Consider the following 20418-nt stretch of genomic DNA (forward strand, 5'->3'; position numbering starts at 1 on the left):
GCGGCCGATCGGCCGGGCGGAGCGAACCCACCACAACAAAGGGGATACATGAACGCCTCCGCAGGAACGATCGGGGTCGCCCTCGTTCTGATCGTCCTCATCATCTTCGTCCTGGTCATTCTCGTGAAGGCCGTGCGGATCATCCCGCAGGCCCGCGCCGGCGTGGTCGAGCGTCTCGGCAAGTACCAGCGGACGCTGAACCCGGGCCTGACGATCCTGATCCCCTTCGTCGACCGGCTGCTGCCGTTGCTCGACCTCCGGGAACAGGTGGTCTCCTTCCCTCCGCAGCCGGTGATCACCGAGGACAACCTGGTGGTGTCCATCGACACGGTGGTGTACTTCCAGGTCACCGACCCGCGCGCGGCCACCTATGAGATCGCCAACTACATCCAGGCCGTCGAGCAGCTGACGACGACGACCCTCCGGAACGTGGTCGGCGGGCTGAACCTCGAGGAAGCGCTGACCTCCCGCGACCAGATCAACGGTCAGCTTCGCGGTGTCCTCGACGAGGCGACCGGACGGTGGGGCATCCGGGTAGGACGCGTGGAACTCAAGGCGATCGACCCGCCCCACTCCATCCAGGACTCCATGGAGAAGCAGATGCGCGCCGAGCGGGACCGTCGGGCGGCCATCCTCACCGCGGAGGGCACCAAGCAGTCCCAGATCCTCACCGCGGAAGGCCAGCGCCAGGCGGCGATCCTCGCGGCCGAAGGCGACGCGAAGGCGGCGATCCTCCGCGCGGACGGCGAGGCACAGGCGATCCACAAGGTCTTCGATGCCATCCACAAGGGGAATCCCACGCAGAAGCTTCTCGCCTACCAGTACCTGCAGACCCTGCCGAAGCTCGCCGACGGCTCCGCGAACAAACTCTGGATCATCCCGAGCGAGGTCGGCGAGGCGCTCAAGGGCATCGGTAACGTCCTGGGCACCACTACACCCGACTCGCCGTCGGACGGACCGGAGCTCGCGACCCGCACCTAGGCGGGCGCCCTGTATAGTTAGGTGTTTATCCGTGTGCCCCGCAGGAACAAGCCCGGGGCGCACGGTGTTATGACAGACAGCTTCCGCGTCGCCTCCCGGCGGCGGCGGTCCCGCCGGGTGTCGGCGGCACGGCCCGGTCGAGGCGTCCGGAGAAACTACAGCGGCAACGGTCCCCGGCGACGGGGACCAGGGTGACTAGGAGAACAACATGAGCGATCGTAGCCTGCGCGGGATGCGCCTCGGTGCACAGTCGATGGAAACGGAGTCCGGCGTCGAGCCCGCTCCCCGGCAGCGTGTGGAATACCGGTGCGAGGACGGCGAGCGGGTCTTCGTGACGTTCTCCTCCGAGGCCGACATCCCCGCGACCTGGGTCTCGAAGACCGGCAAGGAAGCCCTCCTGGTCGACGGCGAGAAGCCGGACACCTCCAACGACAAGCCGGTGCGTACCCACTGGGACATGCTCCTCGAGCGCCGCTCCGTCGAGGAACTCGAGCAGATCCTGCAGGATCGACTGACGATCCTCCGCGAGCGTCGCGGTGAGCGCCGACCCGCCTAGGCCGGATGCACTCCGTGACGAGGAAAGGCACCCGCTGCGGCGGGTGCCTTTTTCGTAAGGTCGACCGGTCTCAGGCCCGGCCGGTGAGCTTGGCCCAGCGTGCTCCGAGCCCCCAGCGGGTCACATTGGCGATCGCCTCGAAGACGATGTTCCCACTCATCTTGGAGACCCCGAGTTCCCGTTCCACGAAGGTGATCGGGACCTCGACGATGGTCAGGCCCAGGCGTGCGACCCGAAAGGTCATATCGACCTGGAAACCGTAGCCCACCGAGTCGACCGCCGCGAGGTCGAGCGCCTCCAGCGTGGAACGGCGGAACGCGCGGAACCCGGCGGTGATGTCGCGGACTGGAAGGCCCAGCATGAGCCGTGAGTAGGTGCTGCCGCCGCGCGAGAGGAGCTTGCGGTGCACGGGCCAGTTGACGACGCTGCCGCCGCGGACCCAGCGGCTGCCGATCACGAGGTCCGCGCGGTGCACGGCGTCGAGGAGGCCCTGGAGCTGCTCGGGCCTGTGGGAGCCGTCGGCGTCCATCTCGACGAGGACGTCGTAGTCCCGCGCCAGGCCCCAGCGGAAGCCTGCGATGTAGGCTGCGCCGAGGCCCTCCTTGCCCTGACGGTGCAGCACGTGCACCTGCTCGTCGGCTGCGGCAGCGCGGTCTGCGAGGTCGCCGGTGCCGTCCGGGCTGTTGTCGTCGACGACGAGGACGTCCGAGGCGGGGACGGCGGCGCGCAGGCGGGCCAAGGTCACCGGCAGCGACTCGATCTCGTTGTAGGTGGGGATGATCGTGAGGACTCGCACGCAGAGGGACCTTTCCGTCGAGGTGCGCATCGCGCACGGACGGCTCCGCAGGGGAGCCAGTCAGCAAGTATAGGCGACGCGCGCGGCGGGCCCGCTGGAAAGAGCACTCGGGCAGGTCCCCACGCCTTCGTACCGGCGCCCGCACGTATGCGGCCACCGTTTTCTACTGGCGTGTGGACCTGCCCTTTGACTGCCGGCTCCGATGGGATGGGCAACGCGCGCCAAGAAAGAGGCCGATGCATTGCGCTTGCGGAGACCAGCCAGGTTCCCTCCCGCAGGAGTTCGTCTAACCCGTTCTCAAGAGCTTACGTGCTGTGGAGGACGTGTCAACAGTCCCCTGACCTGCGGGAATCTCCTTCGGTGCAGGTCAGGGGCGGGTCGGGTTCCGCCGACGGATGTGGGGCGCCGGTCTCCGGATCAGGCGTCGGCGAACCCCTCCGCCACGTACAGGCGGTGGCCGTCGTGCACGGTCTCCAGGCACTCCGGCGCGTTCTCGGTGTCGAGCGCCGGCAGCAGCGGGGTCCCCGCGCGGGGGTCGGTGCTCCAGGACTGCACCCGATTGTCCGGGGTCTGCACCATCAGCTCGTCGACCTTCCAGACCGCGAAGGATGCGGGCGTCCCCGGCGCGAGCTGTCCCATCATGGGACTGCGGCCGGAGAGCCGCCAGCCCGCCCGCGTATGTGCGATGAACGCGGCCCGCGCCGAGATGTTCTCCGAGGCGTTGCTGTGGCGGAGGCAGGCGCGCACCGAAGCCCAGGGATCGAGCGGGGTGACCGGGCTGTCCGAACCCAGCGCCACGAGCACACCGGCGGACAGGAGTGAGGCGAAGCGGTTCATGCCCGCACGCCGCTCCCCCAGCCGCTGGGCGTACAGGCCGTCCCCCGCGCCCCAGAGGGCATCGAAGGCCGGCTGGCCGCTGACGGCCACCCCGTAGTGCACCAGGGCGGCGATCGCGGCGTCGTCGGCGAGCTCGACGTGCTCCAGGCGGTGGCGGGCACGGCGGACCTCCTCCACTCCGAGTTCCCGTGCGGTCCGTTCCAGGCCCTGCAGGACGGCATCGAGTCCGGCGTCCCCGATAACGTGGAAGCCGGCCTGCACCCTCTCCGCCGTCGCGGCCAGCAGGTGGCCGGCGACGTCGTCCGCGGACAGGTAGAGCGACCCCCGGCTGGCCGGGGCATCACTGTACGGCTCGCGAAGCGCGGCGGTGCGTGAGCCGATCGACCCGTCGACGTTGAGGTCCCCGGCAAGGCCCGCTAGGCGACCGCCGAAGCCCAGCATGAGCTCGCGCACCTCCCGGGGCGAGGACGTCAGCTGAGCCCAGTAGGGGATGACCTCGGGCAGCGGCAGCCCGCCGACCGGGCCGTCGATCGAGAGCAGCGTCTCCAGGTCCTCGCGGGGCGCGATGTGCGGGGCGGCCATCTCGGTCAGCGCGACGTAGCCGCGGGAGGCGGCGTGCAGCAGCGCCGCCTGCTGGTAGGTGCGGCGCTGGTCCGCCGACAGGCTCCGGGTGGCCCGGCGGGCCACCTCATGGGCGTCCCGGACCACGAACCCGTCGTCCCAGCCATCCGTGTCCGCGAGGCCGAGGCCGGCCGCCAGCACGCCCGAGACGGCGGCCGAGTGGATGTCGGCGCGCACCAGGTAGACGAGGGCGCCGTCGCCGGCACGGTCGAGCTCCCCGGCGGTCGGCACCCGCTTCTCGGGCCACTGGGACTCGTCCCAGCCGAACCCGAGGATCGTGGAGGCGCCGGCGGACGCCGCCGCGGCCACCGCGTCGAGCAGTTCCCGCAGCGAACGGCACCCGGTGAGGTCGATCGAGCCGAGCGCGATCCCGGTCTCCGTGGTGTGCGTGTGCGCGTCGACGAACCCGGGGGCGATGAGCGCGCCGTCCAGGTCGACGGTGCGGACGCCCGGCCCTGTGAGGTTGGCGGCCGCGTGCTCGGTCCCCACCCATGCGACCGTCCCGCCGTCGACGAGCATGGCGGTGGCGAAGGGGTCGGCGGGGCTGTAGACGGACCCGTTGCGGTACAGGACGGGCGTGGAGCGATCAGGAGATGGCATGGCGGTGCGGGATGGCTTTCTGTGGAGGGCGGGTCCGACGGCGGGACTCACTCACTGATGTTCGAGTATGCCACCACGCCGCGACGGACCAGGGCGATCGCGCGCTTGCAGGTCTGCTGCAGGTTCCCGGGCAGGTCCGGCACCTTCGCGAGCTGGTCCAGGAGGTCGATGACCTGCTTCGACCAGCGCACGAAGTCGCCGGCCGCGAGGTCGGTCCCGCTCAGGGCGGCCTGGAGGGAGCGGCCCTGAGCCCACTTGAACATCGGCCACACCAGCGAGAGCTCCGGCTCTCCCGTGACGGGCAGCCGGTGCTGCTCCTCGACGTCGTTGAGCTGCGACCACCGGCGGATGATCGCCTCGACGGAACCCTCCAGTGCCACACTCGGCATGACGGGGCGCAGGCCCCGCTCCTCCCGCTTGGCCTGGTACACGAGCACGGTGATGACCGCGGCGAGCTCGGCGGCGTCGAGGTCGCTGAATGCGCCCTCCTCGATGCAGAGCGCGATGAGGAGGTCCTTCTCCCCGTAGATGCGCCGCAGCTTCTGGCCGGAGGTGCTGACGACGACGCCCTCGTCGGTGTACTCGACGTAGCCGTAGTGCCCGAGGACCTCCGAGACGCGGTCGAAGGTCTTGGCGATCGTGTTCGTGCGGCCCCGGATCTGACCGGCGAGCCGGTCGGTCTCGCGGCGCAGCTTCCCCCACCGTTCCGCCCACCGGGCGTGCTGTTCGCGTTCGCTGCAGCCGTGGCAGGGGTGGGCGCGGAGGCGGCGACGGAGGTCCGTGATCGCACGCTCCTCCGCGGCAGCCGACGCCGAGTACCCGGCGGAAACCCGATCGGCGCCCTGGCGGGGCGGCCGGTTCTCCTGCAGCGCGTTCCGGAGCGACGAGGTGAGGTCGCGCCGGTCCTTCGGGCTGCGCGCGCTGAAGTGCTTCGGGATGCGGATGCGGGAGAGGACCTCGACGGGCCCGTCGAGGTCCTGTACACCGACGCGGCGGATCTGCGTCTCGAGGGTCAGGACGGTGGGCCGGGGTTCCCTGGACGTGTCACCGTCCAGCACGACGGCGAATCCCTGGCTCCGCCCGCCGGGCACATCGATCACGTCCCCGGGCCGCAGGGATTCGAGGGAGGACTCCGCCGCCGAGCGCAGCGTCCGGGACCGGTCCCGGGACGCCCGTGATTCCAGCTCGGACAGCTCCCGCCGCAGGTTCGCGTACTCACGGAAATCCCCGAGATGGCACGTCATGGACTTCTCGTAGCCCCTGAGGGACTCCTCGCGGCTGCGCACCTGCTTCGCGAGCCCCACCACGGAGCGGTCCGCCTGGAACTGCGCGAAGGAGGTCTCGAGGATCTCCCGGGACCGGGCCTGACCGAACTGGGCCATGAGATTGATGCTCATGTTGTACGTGGGCCGGAAACTCGAATTCAGCGGATAGGTGCGACGGGAGGCGAGGCCCGCCACCGCTCCCGGGTCCGTGCCCGGCTGCCACAGCACGACGGCGTGACCCTCGACGTCGATCCCGCGGCGCCCGGCCCTGCCCGTGAGCTGCGTGTACTCCCCCGCCGTGACGTTCACGTGGGCCTCGCCGTTGAATTTGTCCAGCTTCTCCAGCACCACGGTGCGGGCGGGCATGTTCACGCCCAGGGCAAGGGTCTCGGTGGCGAAGACGGCCTTGACCAGCCCGGCGGCAAACAGCTTCTCGACGATCTCCTTGAACGTGGGCAGCATGCCCGCGTGGTGGGCGGTGAAGCCGCGGATGAGGCCTTCGCGCCAGGTCCAGAACCCGAGGATCTCGAGATCCTCCCGGGGGATGTCCATCGTCGCAGCATCGACGGTCTCGCTGATCTCGTCGCGCTCGTCCTCCGTGGTGAGCCACAGTCCGGCGTGCAGGCACTGGGTGACGGCGGCCTCGCAGCCGGCCCGGGAGAAGATGAACGTGATGGCCGGGAGCAGGTCCGAGCGGTCCAGGGCCGCGATCACCTGGGGCCTCGTGGCCCGGCGCACCATCGTCGTCGGCGGCGGCCCGCCGCGCCCGTTGCGCTGCTTGCCGCGCCGCCCGCCCGCACCCCAGCCGGCGCGCTGGTTCATGCGGATCTCGCTGCTGGCCAGTTCGAGCAGTTCCGGGTTCACGTCGTACTGGTCCCGGGCGCCGGCGTCGGCACCGGCCGGTGCGGCCTCGTCGAAGGCGATGTCGCCCGCGAACAGGTCCATCAGGTCGTGGCCCACCATGACGTGCTGCCAGAGGGGCACGGGCCGGTGCTCCGACACGACGACGTCGGTGTCCCCCCGCACGGTGTCCAGCCACGCACCGAACTCCTCCGCGTTGGACACCGTGGCGCTGAGGGACACCAGCTTCACCTCGGTGGGCAGGTGGATGATCACTTCCTCCCAGACGGCGCCCCGGAAGCGGTCGGCCAGGTAGTGCACCTCGTCCATCACCACGTACCCGAGGTTGTCGAGCGCGTCCGAATTGGCGTAGAGCATGTTGCGCAGGACCTCGGTGGTCATCACGATCACGTCGGCGTCACCGTTGATGCTCGTGTCCCCCGTCAGCAGCCCGACGCGGTCGCTGCCGTGCACGGCGGACAGTTCCGAGTACTTCTGGTTGCTGAGCGCCTTGATCGGCGTGGTGTAGAAGGCCTTGAGGCCGCGCTGCAGCGCCATGAAGACCGCGAACTCGCCGACCACCGTCTTGCCGGCTCCGGTGGGTGCCGCGACGAGTACGCCCCTACCCGCCTCGAGGGCGGTGCAGGCTTCCCGCTGGAACGGATCGAGCTCGAAATCGAGGGTCTGCTCGAAATGGAACAACTGCGTCCGGGAGTGGTTCGTGCGTGCCCTTGCAGCTGCGTATCTCTCCGCGGGGGTGTTCATCGTTCCACCCTAGACGCTTCGCCGGTGCCCGGCACGCGGCCCCACCGCGGCGGGGCACGCCGTGGATCACGCGTGCGGGAGGGAGCTGCGTCGTGCCTCGGGCTAGAGGGCATCCAGCGGTGTGGCGGTGCCTGCGGTGGCGTCCACAGCGGCCTCCCGGGCCGCGGCGCGGCGGGCCCGGCGCCTGTCGTTGAGCAGGCACAGGCCGATCGCGACGAAGAACAGCAGCAGCAGGGGAACAGCGAGGTAGAACATGCTCAGGGCGTCCCCGCCCGGCGCCGCCATCGCGGCGAACAGGCAGACGAGGAACACGGTGATGCGCCAGGCCTTGAGGATCTGTTTCCCCGTGACCAGCCCGACCATGTTCAGCCCGACGAGGACCACGGGCAGCAGGAACGCGATCCCGAAGGCCAGCATCAGGCGGAGCACGAACGCGAAGTACACGGACACGCTGATGTAGTTGGAGAAGTCCTCCGGCGTGAACTCGGTCAGCACCCGGACCGCGTTGGGGAGGATCAGCCAGGCCAGCCAGATCCCCGCGAGGAACAGCGGGAACGCGACGGCGATGAAGGCCAGGGCGATCCGCCGCTCCTTGGTCTTCAGCCCCGGGGTGATGAACGCCCACAGCTGGTAGAGCCAGACGGGGCTGGAGAGCACCAGACCCAGGAACACCGATACCTGGATCAGCAGGTCGAACGGGGAGGCCGCGCTGTCGAAGTTCAGCGACGCCGTGCGGCCTTCCTGCTCGTTGATCGCGATGATCGGCGCGGCCAGGGCGCGCAGGACCGGCTCGTAGACGAAGAAGCCCACCACGGTGGCGGCGATGACCGCGATCGCGGACTTGAACAGCCGGTTCCGGGCCTCGCGCAGGTGCTCCTTCAGGGCCATGCGCCCCTCAGGGTTGGCCTTCCTGCCGCGTTTGCGCGCCGATGCGGGTGACACGGATCCCGCCTACTGGCTGGTGGGCGAGCTACCGCTCTGCTGCGACGGGCCGGCAGGACGCTCGCCCTCCGGTCCCGGGGTGTGCGCACCAGGGGCCGGGGCGGTGCCGTGGTGTTGCTGCGCCGATCCCCGCGGCGGGACGGGCGACTGGTACGTGGGCGTGTAGGTCTGGGATGCCGGGGTGTTCACCACGCGGCCCTCGACGGGATCCGCGCCGGTCTCTCCCGTGTTGTTCTCGTCCTTCATCTGCTTCACCTCGGACTTGAAGATGCGCAGGGACTGTCCCACACTGCGGGCCAGTCCGGGCAGCTTCGGCGCACCGAACAGGACGATCGCAAGAACGATGATGATGACGATGTGCCAGCCTTCGAGCCTCATGCCCATTTCCTCTCGTTGGTTCACCCTCGAGTTTAGTTCACAGGTGGGGCATGTCCTGCAGGAGCTGCGGCTGTTCGCGCTGGTCCCGCTTCGCGACGCGGCGCGCCCGCCGGTCATCGATACGGCGGGTCCTCGCCAGGTCCCGGGCCGCACGGACCGTGTCCGGAGCCGAGAAGACGGCCGGCACGGGGATGCCCGGGGCGCCGGAGCGGACCGCTCCCGCGACGTCGTCCTCGGTGTCGGCGGGAAGCGCGTCCACCTGGAGACGGTCCATCGCCGCCCCGAATTCACCAAGTGTTCGCATTCCACGGCGGAAGACACGGAAGCCGACCACGACGAGGAAGATGACGCTGACGGCCACCAGCGCAACCCACAGCACGATCCACATCCACCACAGCATGGTCCCAGTCTAGGCCAGTGCCTGATGGGCACGCGCCGCCTCGAGCCAGCGGAGGGTCTCCTCGCGCAGGCCCGCCGGCGCGACGACCGCCGCCGATCCCCCGAGGCCGGCCACGAGTCCCGGGATCCAGGTGCTGGACGCGACCTTGAGGCGGGCGGCCAGGCGGTCCTCGCCCAGTTCCTCCACGGCATCGGCGTTGTACTGGGCCGCGATCCAGCGGGCGCGTGGCTCGAGCAGGAGGGTGACGGCGAGATCGGCAGCGCCGGAACGGTAGGGCAGGACGCTCTGCCGGTCGCGCGCGAGGAACCCCTCGTCCAGGTCCGCGGTGGCCGGCTGATCCGTCAGGGTGGCCCGCTGGATCCGGTCCAGCCGGAAGTTCCTCAGCCCGTCGGAGTCCACGCTCCAGGCCTCGAGGTACCACGTGTCCTGGTGCAGGAAGATGCGGACCGGTTCGAGGAGGCGGTGCGTGATCTCGTCGCGTGTCGGCACGAAGTAGTCCACGTCCACACGCACCTTCGCGTGCAGGGCGGCCTGCAGCACCTCGAGCGTCGGGTCGACGTCGTCCTCGGTGAGCTTGGTGGCCACGGCCGTCCCGATCCGCGCCGCGTCGCCGGTCGCGGCGGTCAGCTTGGTCTGCGCACTGACGATCGCCTCGTTGTTCCGCATGCCCGGCAGTTCCCGGAGGGCCTGCAGCCCCAGGATCAGGGAGCACGCCTCGTCCATGCTGAGCTTCACGGGCTCGGCGAGGTCACGTGCGTTGGTGAGGTAGATCCGGTCGTCCTCGATGTTCACGTCCATCAGGCCGTCGGGGTAATGGCGCGGGCCACTCACGAACAGCAGGTCGAGGTCCTTGGTGAGCTGGCTCTCGGTGATGTCGAAACGGCGCGCCGTCTCCCCCACGTCCGACCCGGGATGCGCCAGAAGGTACGGGACGAGATCGAGCAGGCGCAGCAGGTGGTCCTGGGAGGACGACTTGCGCCGGGGCGCGGGGCGGGCGCGTCCGGTGATCTCGAGGTGCTCGGGCGCCGCCAGGGCAGCCCTGTGGGCTTCGTCGAGGAGCCGGACGACCGCCGCGGCGAGCTCCGGCGGCTCCTCGACCCTCGCATTGGTGCCCAGTCCGGCGATGGTCGCGGCCATCGGGCTCGACGCCGCATACGGCACCCGGAGGATGTCCCACTCCTCCCCCGTCTGCACGATCTCGGCGTCCTTGCGGACGCGCAGCACCTGGCAGGATCCGGGACGCGCCGCGACGACGGCGGTTCGGTCGGGCTCGCTACGGGACAGCGAGGACAGCGTCCGGTTCATGTCGAAGGCCGGCGGGACGTCGAAGGTCCCCTCCAGGATGACGGGCTCCCCGGTCATGCGGGAGAGGCGGAAGAACCGCTCGGCCTGGCGCGTGGTGTCGAAGCCGACGAGGTACCAGTGGCCGAAGCGGGCACCCATGCCCCACGGGTGCACCGTCCGCACCTCCTCGCGGCCGGTGCTCGCCGCCCGGTACGGGAAGCGCAGGGGAGTGCGGGAAGTGAGGGCCTGCCACACGGTGTCCCAGTAGGGGGCATCCGTGGTGATGCGCGGCTGGATCAGCGGCGTGAGCTCGACCCCGCCGTCGGTGCTGCGGGAGCTGAGTTTCCGGAGGGCGCGGGACGCCGCGGAATCCAGGGAGCCCTGGTCCCAGACACCGGCGGCGAGGTTGAGGACGGCGTACTCCTCGGGCAGGAAACTCACGCCGCCGAGCCGGTAGTCCTCGGCGCTGATCCGGTACCGCTGCACGGTGTTGTCGTTGTCGAACAGCGCGTCCTCGCTGAAGGCCTCGAGCGGGATTCCCTGCTCGCGCAGTGCCGCCTTGTCGCGGTCGAAGAGCTTCTCGCGGGCCGCCACGGACGTCGCCTCGCGGTACAGGTCGATCTCCTCGAACAGTTCCTCCTTCGTGAACCCGCGACGGCTCGACAGGAGCATGATCACGAGGGTGAGGAGGCGTTCGGTACGTTTTGCGGACACGGGAAAACCCTACCGTCACGGGAGCGCCGGAAGGGACGCACACCGGCCGTGGCCGGCATACGTCCCTTCCGTGTTAGGGGGCCCGGGCAGTCGCGCACCTGCGGCCCGCCGCGGTGCGCTAGCGCACTCCGACCAGGTCGACGACGAAGATCAGCGCCTCGTTCGGGCCGATCGCCGATCCGGCGCCGCTCGCGCCGTAGGCGAGGTGGGACGGGATCTCCAGGCGTCGGCGGCCGCCGACCTTCATGCCGAGGAGCCCCTGGTCCCAGCCCTGGATGACCTGGCCGACGCCGACCTTGAAGTCGAGCGGGGTGCCACGGTTCCAGGAGGCGTCGAACTCCTCGCCCGTGGAGAACGCGACCCCCACGTAGTGGGCGGAGACGGTCGCGCCCGGCTTGGCCTCGTCGCCGGTGCCCGTGATGATGTCCTCGATGACGAGGTCGGCGGGGACGTCGTGCGCGGGGAAGTCGATCTCCGGCTTCTGGCGGTCGAATTCGCGGTGTCCGAATGACATGGGTACTCCTTGGATCGGTGGATGGATACTGGCCGGGCCGGCGTTATTCGGCGGAGGCCTTGTCGGTGATCTCGACGAAGAACACGAGCGTGCCGGAGGGGCGTCCCTCGGGCGCGGGGTCCCCGTAGCCCATCTGGCCGGGGATGACGAGGAGCACCTGGGAGCCGACCTTCTGGCCGGCGAGGCCCTTGGTCCAGCCCTCGATCACGCCGGTCAGCGGGAATTCGGCGGGCTCGCCGCGCTCGTAGCTGGAGTCGAACTGCTCGCCGTCCTCCCAGCGCCACCCGGCGTACTTGGCGGTGATGGTGTCGGCCTCGGTGACTTCCTCGCCGGTGCCCTCCTTGAGGACCTTCACCACGAGATCGTCGGAGGGCTCGTTGTCCGGGATGCTGACCTCGGGCGCGCCGTCGTCACCGAAGGTGAACGTGGGCAGCTCGCCGGCGTCGTCGAGCTCCTGGACCTCCTCGGGCGAGAGCACCTCGGGCTCGGGCGGGGGCTGCTCCGCGGAGATCACCTTCAGGACGATCAGCTGCTCCGGGGCGGCCGGCTGGCCCTCCGCGGCTTCGGGTGCGGGGCGGGTGTACGCCACCTGGGCGCCGACCTTGGAACCGGTCAGGACCTCGTACAGCTCGGCGTCCTGCTCCTTGAGCATGTCGTCGACCGGGAGGACCTGCGGCTCGCCCCGGCTGTAGGTGTCCCCGAGGACCTCGCCGTCCTCGGCGTTGAGCGACACGAGCTGGTAGCGGAGCTCCTCGCCGGCCTCGATGGCGTCCCCGTCGCCCTCCACCACGGTCCTCGCGGCCACGCCGGTGATGTCGAGGGGCTCGTCGAACTCGACGGTCGGTGCCTCTTCGTCGGTGCCGCCCGACACTTCCACCGACTCGAGGATCCCGGCGGCGCCGGCCGACGGTCCGGACGAACCCCCGCCCAGATCTCCGGTCAGGTCGTCCGTCGTGGGCCCGCCACAGGCTGAGACGAACAGCGTGAGCGCCAGGGAGGTTGTGAGTACTTTTCGCACGAAGCTACTTTCGGTTCGGTGTCCGGTCCAGGGTGCCCGCTGAACAATGGGCCCCGACAAGCCTAACGGCATCGGGGACCGCCGTCCCCGTCACAACTGCTGCAGGAGTGCCTCGACCCTCTCGTCGACGGAGGCGAAGGGGTCCTTGCAGAGGATGGTCTGCTGCGCCCTGTCGTTGAGTTTGAGGTGCACCCAGTCGACCGTGTAGTCGCGGTTCGCCTCCTTCGCACGCCGGACGAACTCACCCCGGAGCCGCGCCCGGGTGGTCTGCGGCGGCACGTCCACCGCCTCCTTCACCGCCGTCTCGTCGATGACGCGCAGGGCTTCGCCCCTGGCCTGGAGGAGGAAGAACAGTCCGCGCGTGCGGGAGATGTCGTGGTAGGTGAGGTCGAGCTGGGCGGCCTTCGCCGAGTCGAGGTCTCCCCCGGACCGGGCAAGATAGCGGTCGATGAGCTTCTTCTTGATGGCCCAGTCGACCTCCCGGTCGATGTGCGAGGTGTTCCCCGTCTCCACGGCGTCGAGGACGCGCTCCCACAGGTCCAGGATGGCGGGTACGTGCCGGTTGTGGGCCCCGTGTTGCTCGACGAACGCCGTCGCCTTCGCCAGGTACTCGCGCTGCATCTCCAGCGCCGTCATGTGGCGGCCGTTGGCGAGCTTGAGGAGCTGGCGGCCCGTGAGGTCGTGGGAGATCTCCCGGATGCTGCGGATGGGGTTCTCCAGGCGGTAGTCGCGCATCAGCTCACCCGCCTCGACCATCCGCAGCAGCAGGTCCACCGAGCCGATCTTGAGCAGCGTGGTGGTCTCGGACATGTTCGAGTCGCCGGCGATGACGTGCAGCCGGCGGTAGTGCTCGGCGTCGGCGTGCGGCTCGTCGCGGGTGTTGATGATGGGGCGTGAGCGGGTGGTGGCGGAGGAGATGCCCTCCCACAGGTGGTCCGCGCGCTGGGAGAAGGCGTAGAGGGAGCCGGTCTGCGTCTTGAGGACCTTGCCGGCACCGACGAGCAGTTGGCGCGTCACGAGGAACGGGATGAGGATGTCGGCCAGCCGGGCGAACTCGAGCTTGCGCGGGATGAGGTAGTTCTCGTGGCTGCCGTAGGAGTTGCCCGCGGAGTCCGTGTTGTTCTTGAAGAGGTAGATCCGCCCGTCGTAGCCCTCGTGGGAGAGCTTCCGCTGAGCCTCGGCGACGAGGTCCTCCAGGATCAGCTCGCCCGCGCGGTCGTGGGCGATGAGCTGCGCGAGGTCGTCGCACTCCGCCGTGGCGTACTCGGGGTGGGATCCGACGTCGAGGTACAGACGGGACCCGTTCGTGAGGAACACATTGGAGGACCTGCCCCAGCTCACGACCTTCCGGAAGAGGTAGCGGGCCACCTCCTCGGGCGACAGCGGACGCGAGTCCGGCCCCGAGTAGGAGATCCCGAACTCGGTCTCGACACCGAAGATACGCCGGTCCATCAGCTGTCCTGTCCGCCCTGGAGCATGCTCTCGAGTTCGGGGCCGCCGATCCGCCGGAATGCGCGGTGGCTCCCGCGCAGGGTGTCCGGGTCCCGCTCCAGGAACGCGACCTCGAGGACGGAGGGGTCCAGGACCGGCGTCTCCGGCAGGTCGCCGTCGGCCGACGCGCGGGTCGCGGCACTCGCGAGGGCCCGCGCCGCGGCCCGGACGCCCCCGGCCAGGCCGACATCCGCGGTCCAGGTCCCGCGGAGGGCGCCGACGACGGCGTCGGCGGCGCCGCCCATGACCACGAAGCCGGCCTCGTCGGCGATGGAACCGTCGAAGGTGAGCCGGTAGAGGTGGTCGGCGTCCTGGACGCGCCCCACCTCGGCCACGACGAGCTCCACCTCGAAGGGCTTGCTCTCGGCGGTGAACACGGCGCCGAGGCTCTGTGCGTACACGCTGGCGAGGCCGCGTGCGGTGACGTCCTCGCGGGCGTAGGAGTAGCCGCGGACGTCCGCGTAGCGGACCCCGGCCTGGCGGAGGCTCTCGAACTCGTTGTACTTGCCGACCGCCGCGAAGGCGATGCGGTCGTAGATCTCACCGAGCTTGTGCAGGGAGGGGGACGGGTTCTGGGCGACGAGGGCGATGCCGTCCCGGCAGCTCATCACCACCACCGATCGGCCGCGCCCGATGCCCTTGCGCGCGAAGTCGGCGCGATCCTTCATCAGCTGCTCGGGCGAGACGTAGAACTGCTGGGTCATGGCCTATGCCTCCCGGCCCGCGGACGATCGGGCGTCGATGATGGTGTGCGCCACGGCTTCGAGGTCACGCTCGGGCACGCGGCGCGTGCCGGCGGCGTCCACGACGTAGACCACGGGCCACAGCCCTCGCACGGTGTCCGGTCCGCCGGTCGCGGAGTCGTCGTCGGCCGCGTCGTAGAGGGCCTCGACGGCCACACGGACGGCGGACGCCTCGTCGAGGCCCGGGTTCCACAGCTTCTTCAGGGCGCCCCGGGCGAAGACCGAGCCCGAGCCGACGGAGTGGTGCTCGTGCTCCTCGTAGCGGCCTCCCGTGACGTCGAACGAGAAGAGACGTCCGAGGTGCCGGTCGGTGTCGAAGCCAGCGAAGAGCGGGACGACGGCGAGGCCCTGCATGGCCATCGGGAGATTCTGGCGGACCATGGCGGCGAGGCGGTTCGCCTTGCCGTCCAGGCTCATCATGGTGGCCTCGATCTTCTCGTAGTGTTCCAGCTCCACCTGGAAGAGCCGCGCCAGGTCGACCCCGATGCCGGCGCTGCCGGCGATCCCGAGCACCGAGGAGCGATCGGCGGGGAACACCTTCTCGATGTGGCGGCTGGCGATGACGTTGCCCATCGTGGCGCGGCGGTCCCCGGCCATGAGGACGCCCCCCGGGAAGGTGAGCGAGACGATCGTCGTCGCGTGCGGGGCGAGACGGGAGGCATCGGAGGTGGCCGTCACCGGTCCGAGGGTCCGGTTCGACGGCAGCATGTGCGGATGGTGCACGCCCAGGTAGTCGGCGAAGGACGTCGAGGCGGCCCGTGGGACCGCTGCCGCGGCATCATCCGGGAGCATCCGCTACTGGCCGCCCTTCTGCACGAACCCGCGGACGAATTCCTCCGCGTTCGACTCGAGGACGCCGTCGATCTCGTCGAGCAGGTCGTCGACGCCCTGGGTCTGGCCGGAGTCCTGCGCAGCCGCGGGGGCAGCGGGTGCGGGGTCGGGGACTTCCTCCTCCTCCGCGGAGGACGAGCCGCCGGTGTTCCTGCGGTCCTGTGTCGCCACGGTGTCCACCCTTTCCGTCGTCGTGATCAGTTCGGAGATCTGGTTCCTATGGTGCCACGCGGCGATCCGGGTCGCTCAACAATCGGGCGAGGAAATCCTCCGCATCCGCGGCTGCATCGAACAACGCGCCGGTGAGCGCCGCAGTGCCCCGCAGCGGTTCGCGTGTCTGCACACGCTGCAGCCTCCGCTCTCCCGGGAGTTCGAAGATCAGCGAATCCCAGCTCGCCCCCACCACCTCTGCGGGGTACTCGGCGATGCACCGGCCCCGGAAATAGGCGCGCGTGTCGCGCGGAGGTTCGACGGCGGCGCGCGCGACGTCGGCGGGATCGACGAGCAGCTCGACGTCGCCCCGGCGGGCCAGCCGCTGGTAGATGCCCTTCTCGGGCCGCAGGTCGGCGTACTGCAGGTCGATCAGCGCGAGCCGGGGATCCGTCCACGCGAGGCCGTCCCGTGCCCGGTACGCCTCCAGGACGCTGAGTTTCGCGATCCAGTCGACGTCCCGCGCTGCCGTCATCGGGTCGCTCCTCAGCGTGGTCAGCAGGGACTGCCAGCGGTCGACGACGTCGCGGGTCTGCGGGTCCGCGTCCGCCGGCAGCGCCGCCAGGACCGCGTCGCAGTAGAGTTCCTGCAGCTGGAGCCCGGTCAGGCTCCGCCCGTCCCTGAGCCGTACCTCCACCGTGAGGGAGGGGTCGTGGCTGATGGCGCGCAGCGCCTCGACCGGGTCCTCGAGGTCGGGCACCGGCGCGAGACCCTGCTCGATGAGGGAGAGGACGAGGGCGGTCGTGCCGACCTTCAGGTAGTTCGAGACCTCGTTCAGGTTGGCGTCGCCGATGATGACGTGCAGCCGCCGGTACTTCTCCGCGACGGCGTGGGGCTCGTCGCGCGTGTTGATGATGGGGCGGCGGACGGTCGTCTCGAGGCCGATCTCGTTCTCGAAGAAGTCGGCCCGCTGGCTGATCTGGAAGCCGGGTTCCTGGTTGAGGGGTCCGAGGCCCACGCGGCCGGCACCACAGATGACCTGGCGCGAGACGAAGAACGGGATGAGCGCCTCTGCCAGCTTCGAGAAGGGCACGCTCCGGGGGACGAGGTAGTTCTCGTGGGAGCCGTAGGAGACGCTCTTGTTGTCCGTGTTGTTCTTGTAGAGGATCACCGGCGAGAAGCCGGGTGTGGCCCCGATGCGGTTCATCGCGGCGACGGCCACGTGGTCCCCGGCACGATCCCAGAGCACGGCGTCGAGGGGGCTGGTGACCTCGGGTGAGGAGTACTCCGGGTGGGCGTGGTCCACGTAGAGCCGGGCGCCGTTGGTGAGCACGAGGTTCATGAGCACCGCTGCCTCGGCGGGCTCCCCGCGTTCCAGCGCGATCTGCTCCGCGGTGAGTTCGACGGGCTCGTCCGTGAGCTGGCTCGGATGCGCGCTGGCACGGTCCATCCGGAAGCCCCGGGCGTCGGTGAGCGGTGTCTCGTCCGTGTAGTCCCAGCGTGTCCCGGCGAGGTTGCCGAGTCCTTCGCGCAGGGTGGCGGCGTAGGCGTTGACCACCTGCGAGGACAGCAGCGTGGGATTCGCCGACGGCAGCGCCGGCGCGATGATGCCGTACTCGGTCTCCGTCCCCATGACGCGGTGGACGGAGATCCCCTCACCGACGGCGGGCAGTTCCCCCGGCTGTCCGGCCCGTCGTCCGCCCGTGACGATCACAGATACTGGCCCGTGTTCGCCGTCGTCTCGATCGACTTGCCCGGTTCCTGGCCTGCCTTGCCCTGCACGATGGTACGGATGTAGGTGATGCGCTCGCCCTTCTTGCCGGAGATCCGCGCCCAGTCGTCGGGGTTCGTGGTGTTGGGCATGTCCTCGTGCTCGCGGAACTCGTCCACCACCGCGCGCATCAGGTGCTCGATGCGCAGGCCCTTGCTGCCGTCGAGGAGGAGGTCCTTGATGGCGTACTTCTTCGCACGGTCCACGACGTTCTGGATGACCGCCCCGGAGTTGAAGTCCTTGAAGTAGAGCATCTCCGTGTCACCGTTGGCGTAGGTCACCTCGAGGTACTCGTTGGACTTGTCCGTCGAGTACATCTGTTCGACCGTGCGCCGGATCATCTCGGCGATGGTGGTCTGCGGGTCGTTGCCGTTCTCGGCCAGATCGTCCGCGTGCAGCGGCAGGTCGGCCGTGACGTACTTCGCGAAGATCTCCGCGGCGCCCTCGGCGTCGGGCCGCTGGATCTTGATCTTCACGTCCAGCCGCCCCGGCCGCAGGATGGCGGGGTCGATCATGTCCTCGCGGTTCGACGCGCCGATGACGATCACGTTCTCGAGCTTCTCGACGCCGTCGATCTCGCTGAGCAGCTGCGGCACGATGGTCGTCTCGACGTCCGAGGAGACTCCCGTCCCGCGGGTCCGGAACAGGGAGTCCATTTCGTCGAAGAACACGACGACGGGGCTACCGTCCGAGGCCTTCTCCCGTGCGCGGGCGAAGATGAGCCGGATGTGGCGTTCGGTCTCCCCCACGTACTTGTCGAGCAGTTCGGGGCCCTTGATGTTGAGGAAGTAGCTGCGGATCTGCTCCACGCCGGCGCGTTCGGCGGCGCGGGCGGCCAGCGAGTTGGCGACGGCCTTGGCGATGAGGGTCTTGCCGCAGCCCGGCGGTCCGTACAGGAGGATGCCCTTGGGCGGCTTGAGCCCGTGTTCCCGGTAGAGGTCGGGGTGCAGGAAGGGCAGCTCGACGGCGTCGCGGATCTGCTCGATCTGCGGGCCGAGCCCGCCGATGTCCCCGTACGCGATGTCCGGGACCTCCTCGAGCACGAGGTTCTCCACTTCGCTGCGCGGCACCTTCTCCAGGCCGTACCCGGACTTCGTGTCGACGGCGAGGGCGTCGCCCACCCGGATCTTCTCGGTCTGCAGGGGCCCGCTGAGCTTGATGACGCGTTCGTCGTCCGTGCGCCCCACCACGAGGGCGCGGTCGGTGCCCAGGAGTTCCTTGACGGTGACGATCTCCCCGGCGCGTTCGTAGCCGAGGGCGGCGACGATGGTCAGGGACTCGTTGAGGAGCACTTCCTGGCCGGGTGCGAGCTGGCGGACGTTGATGAGCGGGCTCACGGTGACGCGCAGCTTCCGCCCGGACTGCAGGATGTCCGCGGTGTCCTGCACCGTGGCCTCGGTGGTGGTGCCGGGCTCCGACGGTCGCTTCGGGTTGACCTGCATGACGGTGGCGAAGCTGAAGGGTGCCGCTCCCTCCTTCTCGAGGGCGGCCTTCAGCCGGACGATCTCGGTGCGCGCGGCCTCGAGGGCGCTGACGAGCTTCCCGTTGTTCTGGGTGGCTGTGCCCAGCTGGCGGTCGATGTGGCGCAGCTTGTCCCGCAGGACGTTCAGCTGGCGCTGCGCGGCGGAGTTGTCGACGAGCGGGGACTGCGGCTCGCGCGGTCCGGCGGCGGGAGCGTGATCATCGGGTTGCGGCATTTCGGTTCGCCACCTTCGGTTCGACCTTCGGCTGTCTTTCGACCTTAGCGCAGACGTCTGTCCGCTTTACGTACTGTTGCTGCCACGTGTTAACGCACGGGGCCCGCCGACCTCTTCCCGTCGGCGGGTGCGCGCCGAACTACTCGACGGTGCCGCCGTCGGCGATCGCGTCGCGGCGGGCCTGGGCCTCCTCGGCGGGCAGGGAGCCGCGCTGGATGGTCGACGCCGCATCGCGGGCGACGCGGCGCAGCCGCTTGTCGGAGACGTCGCGCTCCCCCACGGCCTGCGGCGTCCAGGCATTGAGGTCCTCGTCGCTGAACCCGGTCTTGGAGGGCCGGCGCTTCGGGGTGAAGCCGGTGGCCCCCTCGGCCAGCCTGCGGGTGGTGAGCAGGAACCCGGTGTGGGCGACCATGCGGTGGTCCGGACGCACGGCGAGGCCCTCGAGGTGCCAGCCGCGCACCATGGACTCCCAGGCCTCGGGCTCGGTGAAGCGGCCGTCCGCACGGATGGCCTCGGCGGTGCGGGAGAGCTGCGTGACGGTGGCCACGTAGCTGATCCACACGCCGCCGGGGGCGAGGACGGTGGCGACGGCGTCGAGGCACTCCCAGGGCGCGAGCATGTCCAGGACCACGCGGTCCACCGATCCGGGGGCTTCCTGGGCGAGGACCTGCTCCTGGAAGTCGCCGAGGGTGATCTGCCAGGCCGGGTGGGGGCCGCCGAAGATGGTCTCGACGTTGCCGCGGGCGATGTCCGCGAACTCCTCGCGGCGCTCGAAGGAGTGCAGGTAGCCGTTGTCTCCGACAGCCCGCAGCAGCGAGATGGACAACGCTCCGGAGCCCACGCCGGCCTCGACCACGCGGGCACCCGGATAGATGTCGGCCATCGTGACGATCTGCCCGGCGTCCTTCGGGTAGACCACGGCCGCGCCGCGCGGCATGGACAGGACGAAGTCCGACAGGAGGGGCCGCAGGGCCTGGTACAGCTGACCGGTCGTGTTCTCGAGGATGGTGCCCTCGGTGACACCGATGAGCGAGTCGTGCTGGAGGAAGCCCTTGTGGGTGTGGAAGGCGCCGCCGGGCGTGAGGGTGACGGTGTTCATCCGGCCCTTCTCGTCGGTCAACTGGACGCGTTCGCCCGCGCGGAACGGTCCGCGGCGGGCTGCTGCGCCGTGCGGGGCGGCGGGTGCGTCGGGGGTGGGGGTGGTGCTCATGGGTGGTCCTTCGG

The 20418-nt window shown here is 69.8% G+C and carries 18 protein-coding genes; 2 read left to right on the forward strand and 16 right to left on the reverse strand.

The window, feature by feature from the left end; genetic code table 11:
* The first annotated feature begins 48 nt into the window (after positions 1-48).
* Both ACX80F_RS07845 and ACX80F_RS07850 read left to right on the forward strand, forming a co-directional pair.
* Entirely contained in the window at positions 49-981 is a 933-nt protein-coding gene (locus ACX80F_RS07845) for an SPFH domain-containing protein (RefSeq protein ID WP_459335824.1), read from the forward strand.
* Between the two features lie 208 nt (positions 982-1189).
* Complete coding sequence (locus tag ACX80F_RS07850; protein ID WP_459335825.1) at positions 1190-1537, forward strand: RNA polymerase-binding protein RbpA; 348 nt, start codon at positions 1190-1192, stop codon at positions 1535-1537.
* A gap of 70 nt (positions 1538-1607) precedes the next feature.
* Here the strand turns inward: ACX80F_RS07850 and ACX80F_RS07855 are convergent, their stop codons facing one another.
* The 16 genes from ACX80F_RS07855 to ACX80F_RS07930 all read right to left on the reverse strand — a co-directional run bounded on the left by ACX80F_RS07855 (position 1608) and on the right by ACX80F_RS07930 (position 20404).
* Positions 1608-2333: a polyprenol monophosphomannose synthase gene (locus ACX80F_RS07855; protein WP_459335826.1), complete on the reverse strand. Its 726-nt coding sequence runs from the start codon at positions 2331-2333 to the stop codon at positions 1608-1610.
* A gap of 417 nt (positions 2334-2750) precedes the next feature.
* Entirely contained in the window at positions 2751-4391 is a 1641-nt protein-coding gene (locus ACX80F_RS07860) for an amidohydrolase (RefSeq protein WP_459335827.1), read from the reverse strand.
* A gap of 47 nt (positions 4392-4438) precedes the next feature.
* Positions 4439-7261, reverse strand: a complete 2823-nt coding sequence (locus ACX80F_RS07865) for a DEAD/DEAH box helicase (protein ID WP_459335828.1) — start codon at positions 7259-7261, stop codon at positions 4439-4441.
* Between the two features lie 102 nt (positions 7262-7363).
* A complete protein-coding gene (gene tatC, locus ACX80F_RS07870; RefSeq protein ID WP_459335913.1) occupies positions 7364-8149 on the reverse strand; it encodes a twin-arginine translocase subunit TatC in 786 nt (261 codons plus the stop codon).
* A gap of 63 nt (positions 8150-8212) precedes the next feature.
* Entirely contained in the window at positions 8213-8581 is a 369-nt protein-coding gene (gene tatA, locus ACX80F_RS07875) for a Sec-independent protein translocase subunit TatA (RefSeq protein WP_459335829.1), read from the reverse strand.
* A gap of 37 nt (positions 8582-8618) precedes the next feature.
* On the reverse strand, positions 8619-8981 hold the full coding sequence (locus tag ACX80F_RS07880; protein WP_459335830.1) for a hypothetical protein: 363 nt from the start codon (positions 8979-8981) through the stop codon (positions 8619-8621).
* Between the two features lie 9 nt (positions 8982-8990).
* Positions 8991-10979: a helix-turn-helix transcriptional regulator gene (locus tag ACX80F_RS07885; protein ID WP_459335831.1), complete on the reverse strand. Its 1989-nt coding sequence runs from the start codon at positions 10977-10979 to the stop codon at positions 8991-8993.
* 118 nt (positions 10980-11097) lie between these two features.
* On the reverse strand, positions 11098-11493 hold the full coding sequence (locus tag ACX80F_RS07890) for an FKBP-type peptidyl-prolyl cis-trans isomerase (protein WP_459335832.1): 396 nt from the start codon (positions 11491-11493) through the stop codon (positions 11098-11100).
* A 43-nt stretch (positions 11494-11536) separates the two neighbouring features.
* Entirely contained in the window at positions 11537-12511 is a 975-nt protein-coding gene (locus ACX80F_RS07895) for an FKBP-type peptidyl-prolyl cis-trans isomerase (protein WP_459335833.1), read from the reverse strand.
* Between the two features lie 90 nt (positions 12512-12601).
* Complete coding sequence (gene pafA / locus ACX80F_RS07900; protein WP_459335834.1) at positions 12602-13963, reverse strand: Pup--protein ligase; 1362 nt, start codon at positions 13961-13963, stop codon at positions 12602-12604.
* The gene (prcA, locus tag ACX80F_RS07905; protein ID WP_459335835.1) at positions 13963-14706 is read right to left on the reverse strand and encodes a proteasome subunit alpha; all 744 of its coding nucleotides are present in this window, start codon (positions 14704-14706) and stop codon (positions 13963-13965) included. Before prcA ends, pafA begins: the two co-directional genes overlap by 1 nt.
* A 3-nt stretch (positions 14707-14709) precedes the next feature.
* On the reverse strand, positions 14710-15537 hold the full coding sequence (gene prcB / locus ACX80F_RS07910; protein WP_459335836.1) for a proteasome subunit beta: 828 nt from the start codon (positions 15535-15537) through the stop codon (positions 14710-14712).
* A 3-nt stretch (positions 15538-15540) separates the two neighbouring features.
* Positions 15541-15747 (reverse strand): ubiquitin-like protein Pup, encoded by a 207-nt coding sequence (locus tag ACX80F_RS07915; protein WP_459335837.1) that lies wholly within the window; start codon positions 15745-15747, stop codon positions 15541-15543.
* 46 nt (positions 15748-15793) lie between these two features.
* Positions 15794-17359 carry a depupylase/deamidase Dop gene (dop, locus tag ACX80F_RS07920; RefSeq protein ID WP_459335914.1) on the reverse strand — a complete coding sequence of 522 codons (1566 nt, stop codon included), beginning with the start codon at positions 17357-17359 and terminating at the stop codon, positions 15794-15796.
* Between the two features lie 77 nt (positions 17360-17436).
* A complete protein-coding gene (gene arc, locus ACX80F_RS07925; RefSeq protein ID WP_459335838.1) occupies positions 17437-19194 on the reverse strand; it encodes a proteasome ATPase in 1758 nt (585 codons plus the stop codon).
* Between the two features lie 139 nt (positions 19195-19333).
* Positions 19334-20404 (reverse strand): tRNA (adenine-N1)-methyltransferase, encoded by a 1071-nt coding sequence (locus ACX80F_RS07930; RefSeq protein ID WP_459335839.1) that lies wholly within the window; start codon positions 20402-20404, stop codon positions 19334-19336.
* Between the last annotated feature and the right edge of the window lie 14 nt (positions 20405-20418).

It is taken from the genome of Arthrobacter sp. TMS2-4, assembly GCF_054511075.1.

Bases quoted from the DNA above. Each gene is read 5' to 3' on its own strand.
- ACX80F_RS07845 (WP_459335824.1), top strand. From the start codon at position 49: ATGAACGCCTCCGCAGGAACGATCGGGGTCGCCCTCGTTCTGATCGTC.
- ACX80F_RS07850 (WP_459335825.1), top strand. From the start codon at position 1,190: ATGAGCGATCGTAGCCTGCGCGGGATGCGCCTCGGTGCACAGTCGATG.
- ACX80F_RS07860 (WP_459335827.1), bottom strand. From the start codon at position 4,391: ATGCCATCTCCTGATCGCTCCACGCCCGTCCTGTACCGCAACGGGTCC.
- ACX80F_RS07865 (WP_459335828.1), bottom strand. From the start codon at position 7,261: ATGAACACCCCCGCGGAGAGATACGCAGCTGCAAGGGCACGCACGAAC.
- tatC (WP_459335913.1), bottom strand. From the start codon at position 8,149: ATGGCCCTGAAGGAGCACCTGCGCGAGGCCCGGAACCGGCTGTTCAAG.
- tatA (WP_459335829.1), bottom strand. From the start codon at position 8,581: ATGAGGCTCGAAGGCTGGCACATCGTCATCATCATCGTTCTTGCGATC.
- ACX80F_RS07880 (WP_459335830.1), bottom strand. From the start codon at position 8,981: ATGCTGTGGTGGATGTGGATCGTGCTGTGGGTTGCGCTGGTGGCCGTC.
- ACX80F_RS07890 (WP_459335832.1), bottom strand. From the start codon at position 11,493: ATGTCATTCGGACACCGCGAATTCGACCGCCAGAAGCCGGAGATCGAC.
- pafA (WP_459335834.1), bottom strand. From the start codon at position 13,963: ATGGACCGGCGTATCTTCGGTGTCGAGACCGAGTTCGGGATCTCCTAC.
- prcA (WP_459335835.1), bottom strand. From the start codon at position 14,706: ATGACCCAGCAGTTCTACGTCTCGCCCGAGCAGCTGATGAAGGATCGC.
- prcB (WP_459335836.1), bottom strand. From the start codon at position 15,537: ATGCTCCCGGATGATGCCGCGGCAGCGGTCCCACGGGCCGCCTCGACG.
- dop (WP_459335914.1), bottom strand. From the start codon at position 17,359: ATGGGGACGGAGACCGAGTACGGCATCATCGCGCCGGCGCTGCCGTCG.
- arc (WP_459335838.1), bottom strand. From the start codon at position 19,194: ATGCCGCAACCCGATGATCACGCTCCCGCCGCCGGACCGCGCGAGCCG.
- ACX80F_RS07930 (WP_459335839.1), bottom strand. From the start codon at position 20,404: ATGAGCACCACCCCCACCCCCGACGCACCCGCCGCCCCGCACGGCGCA.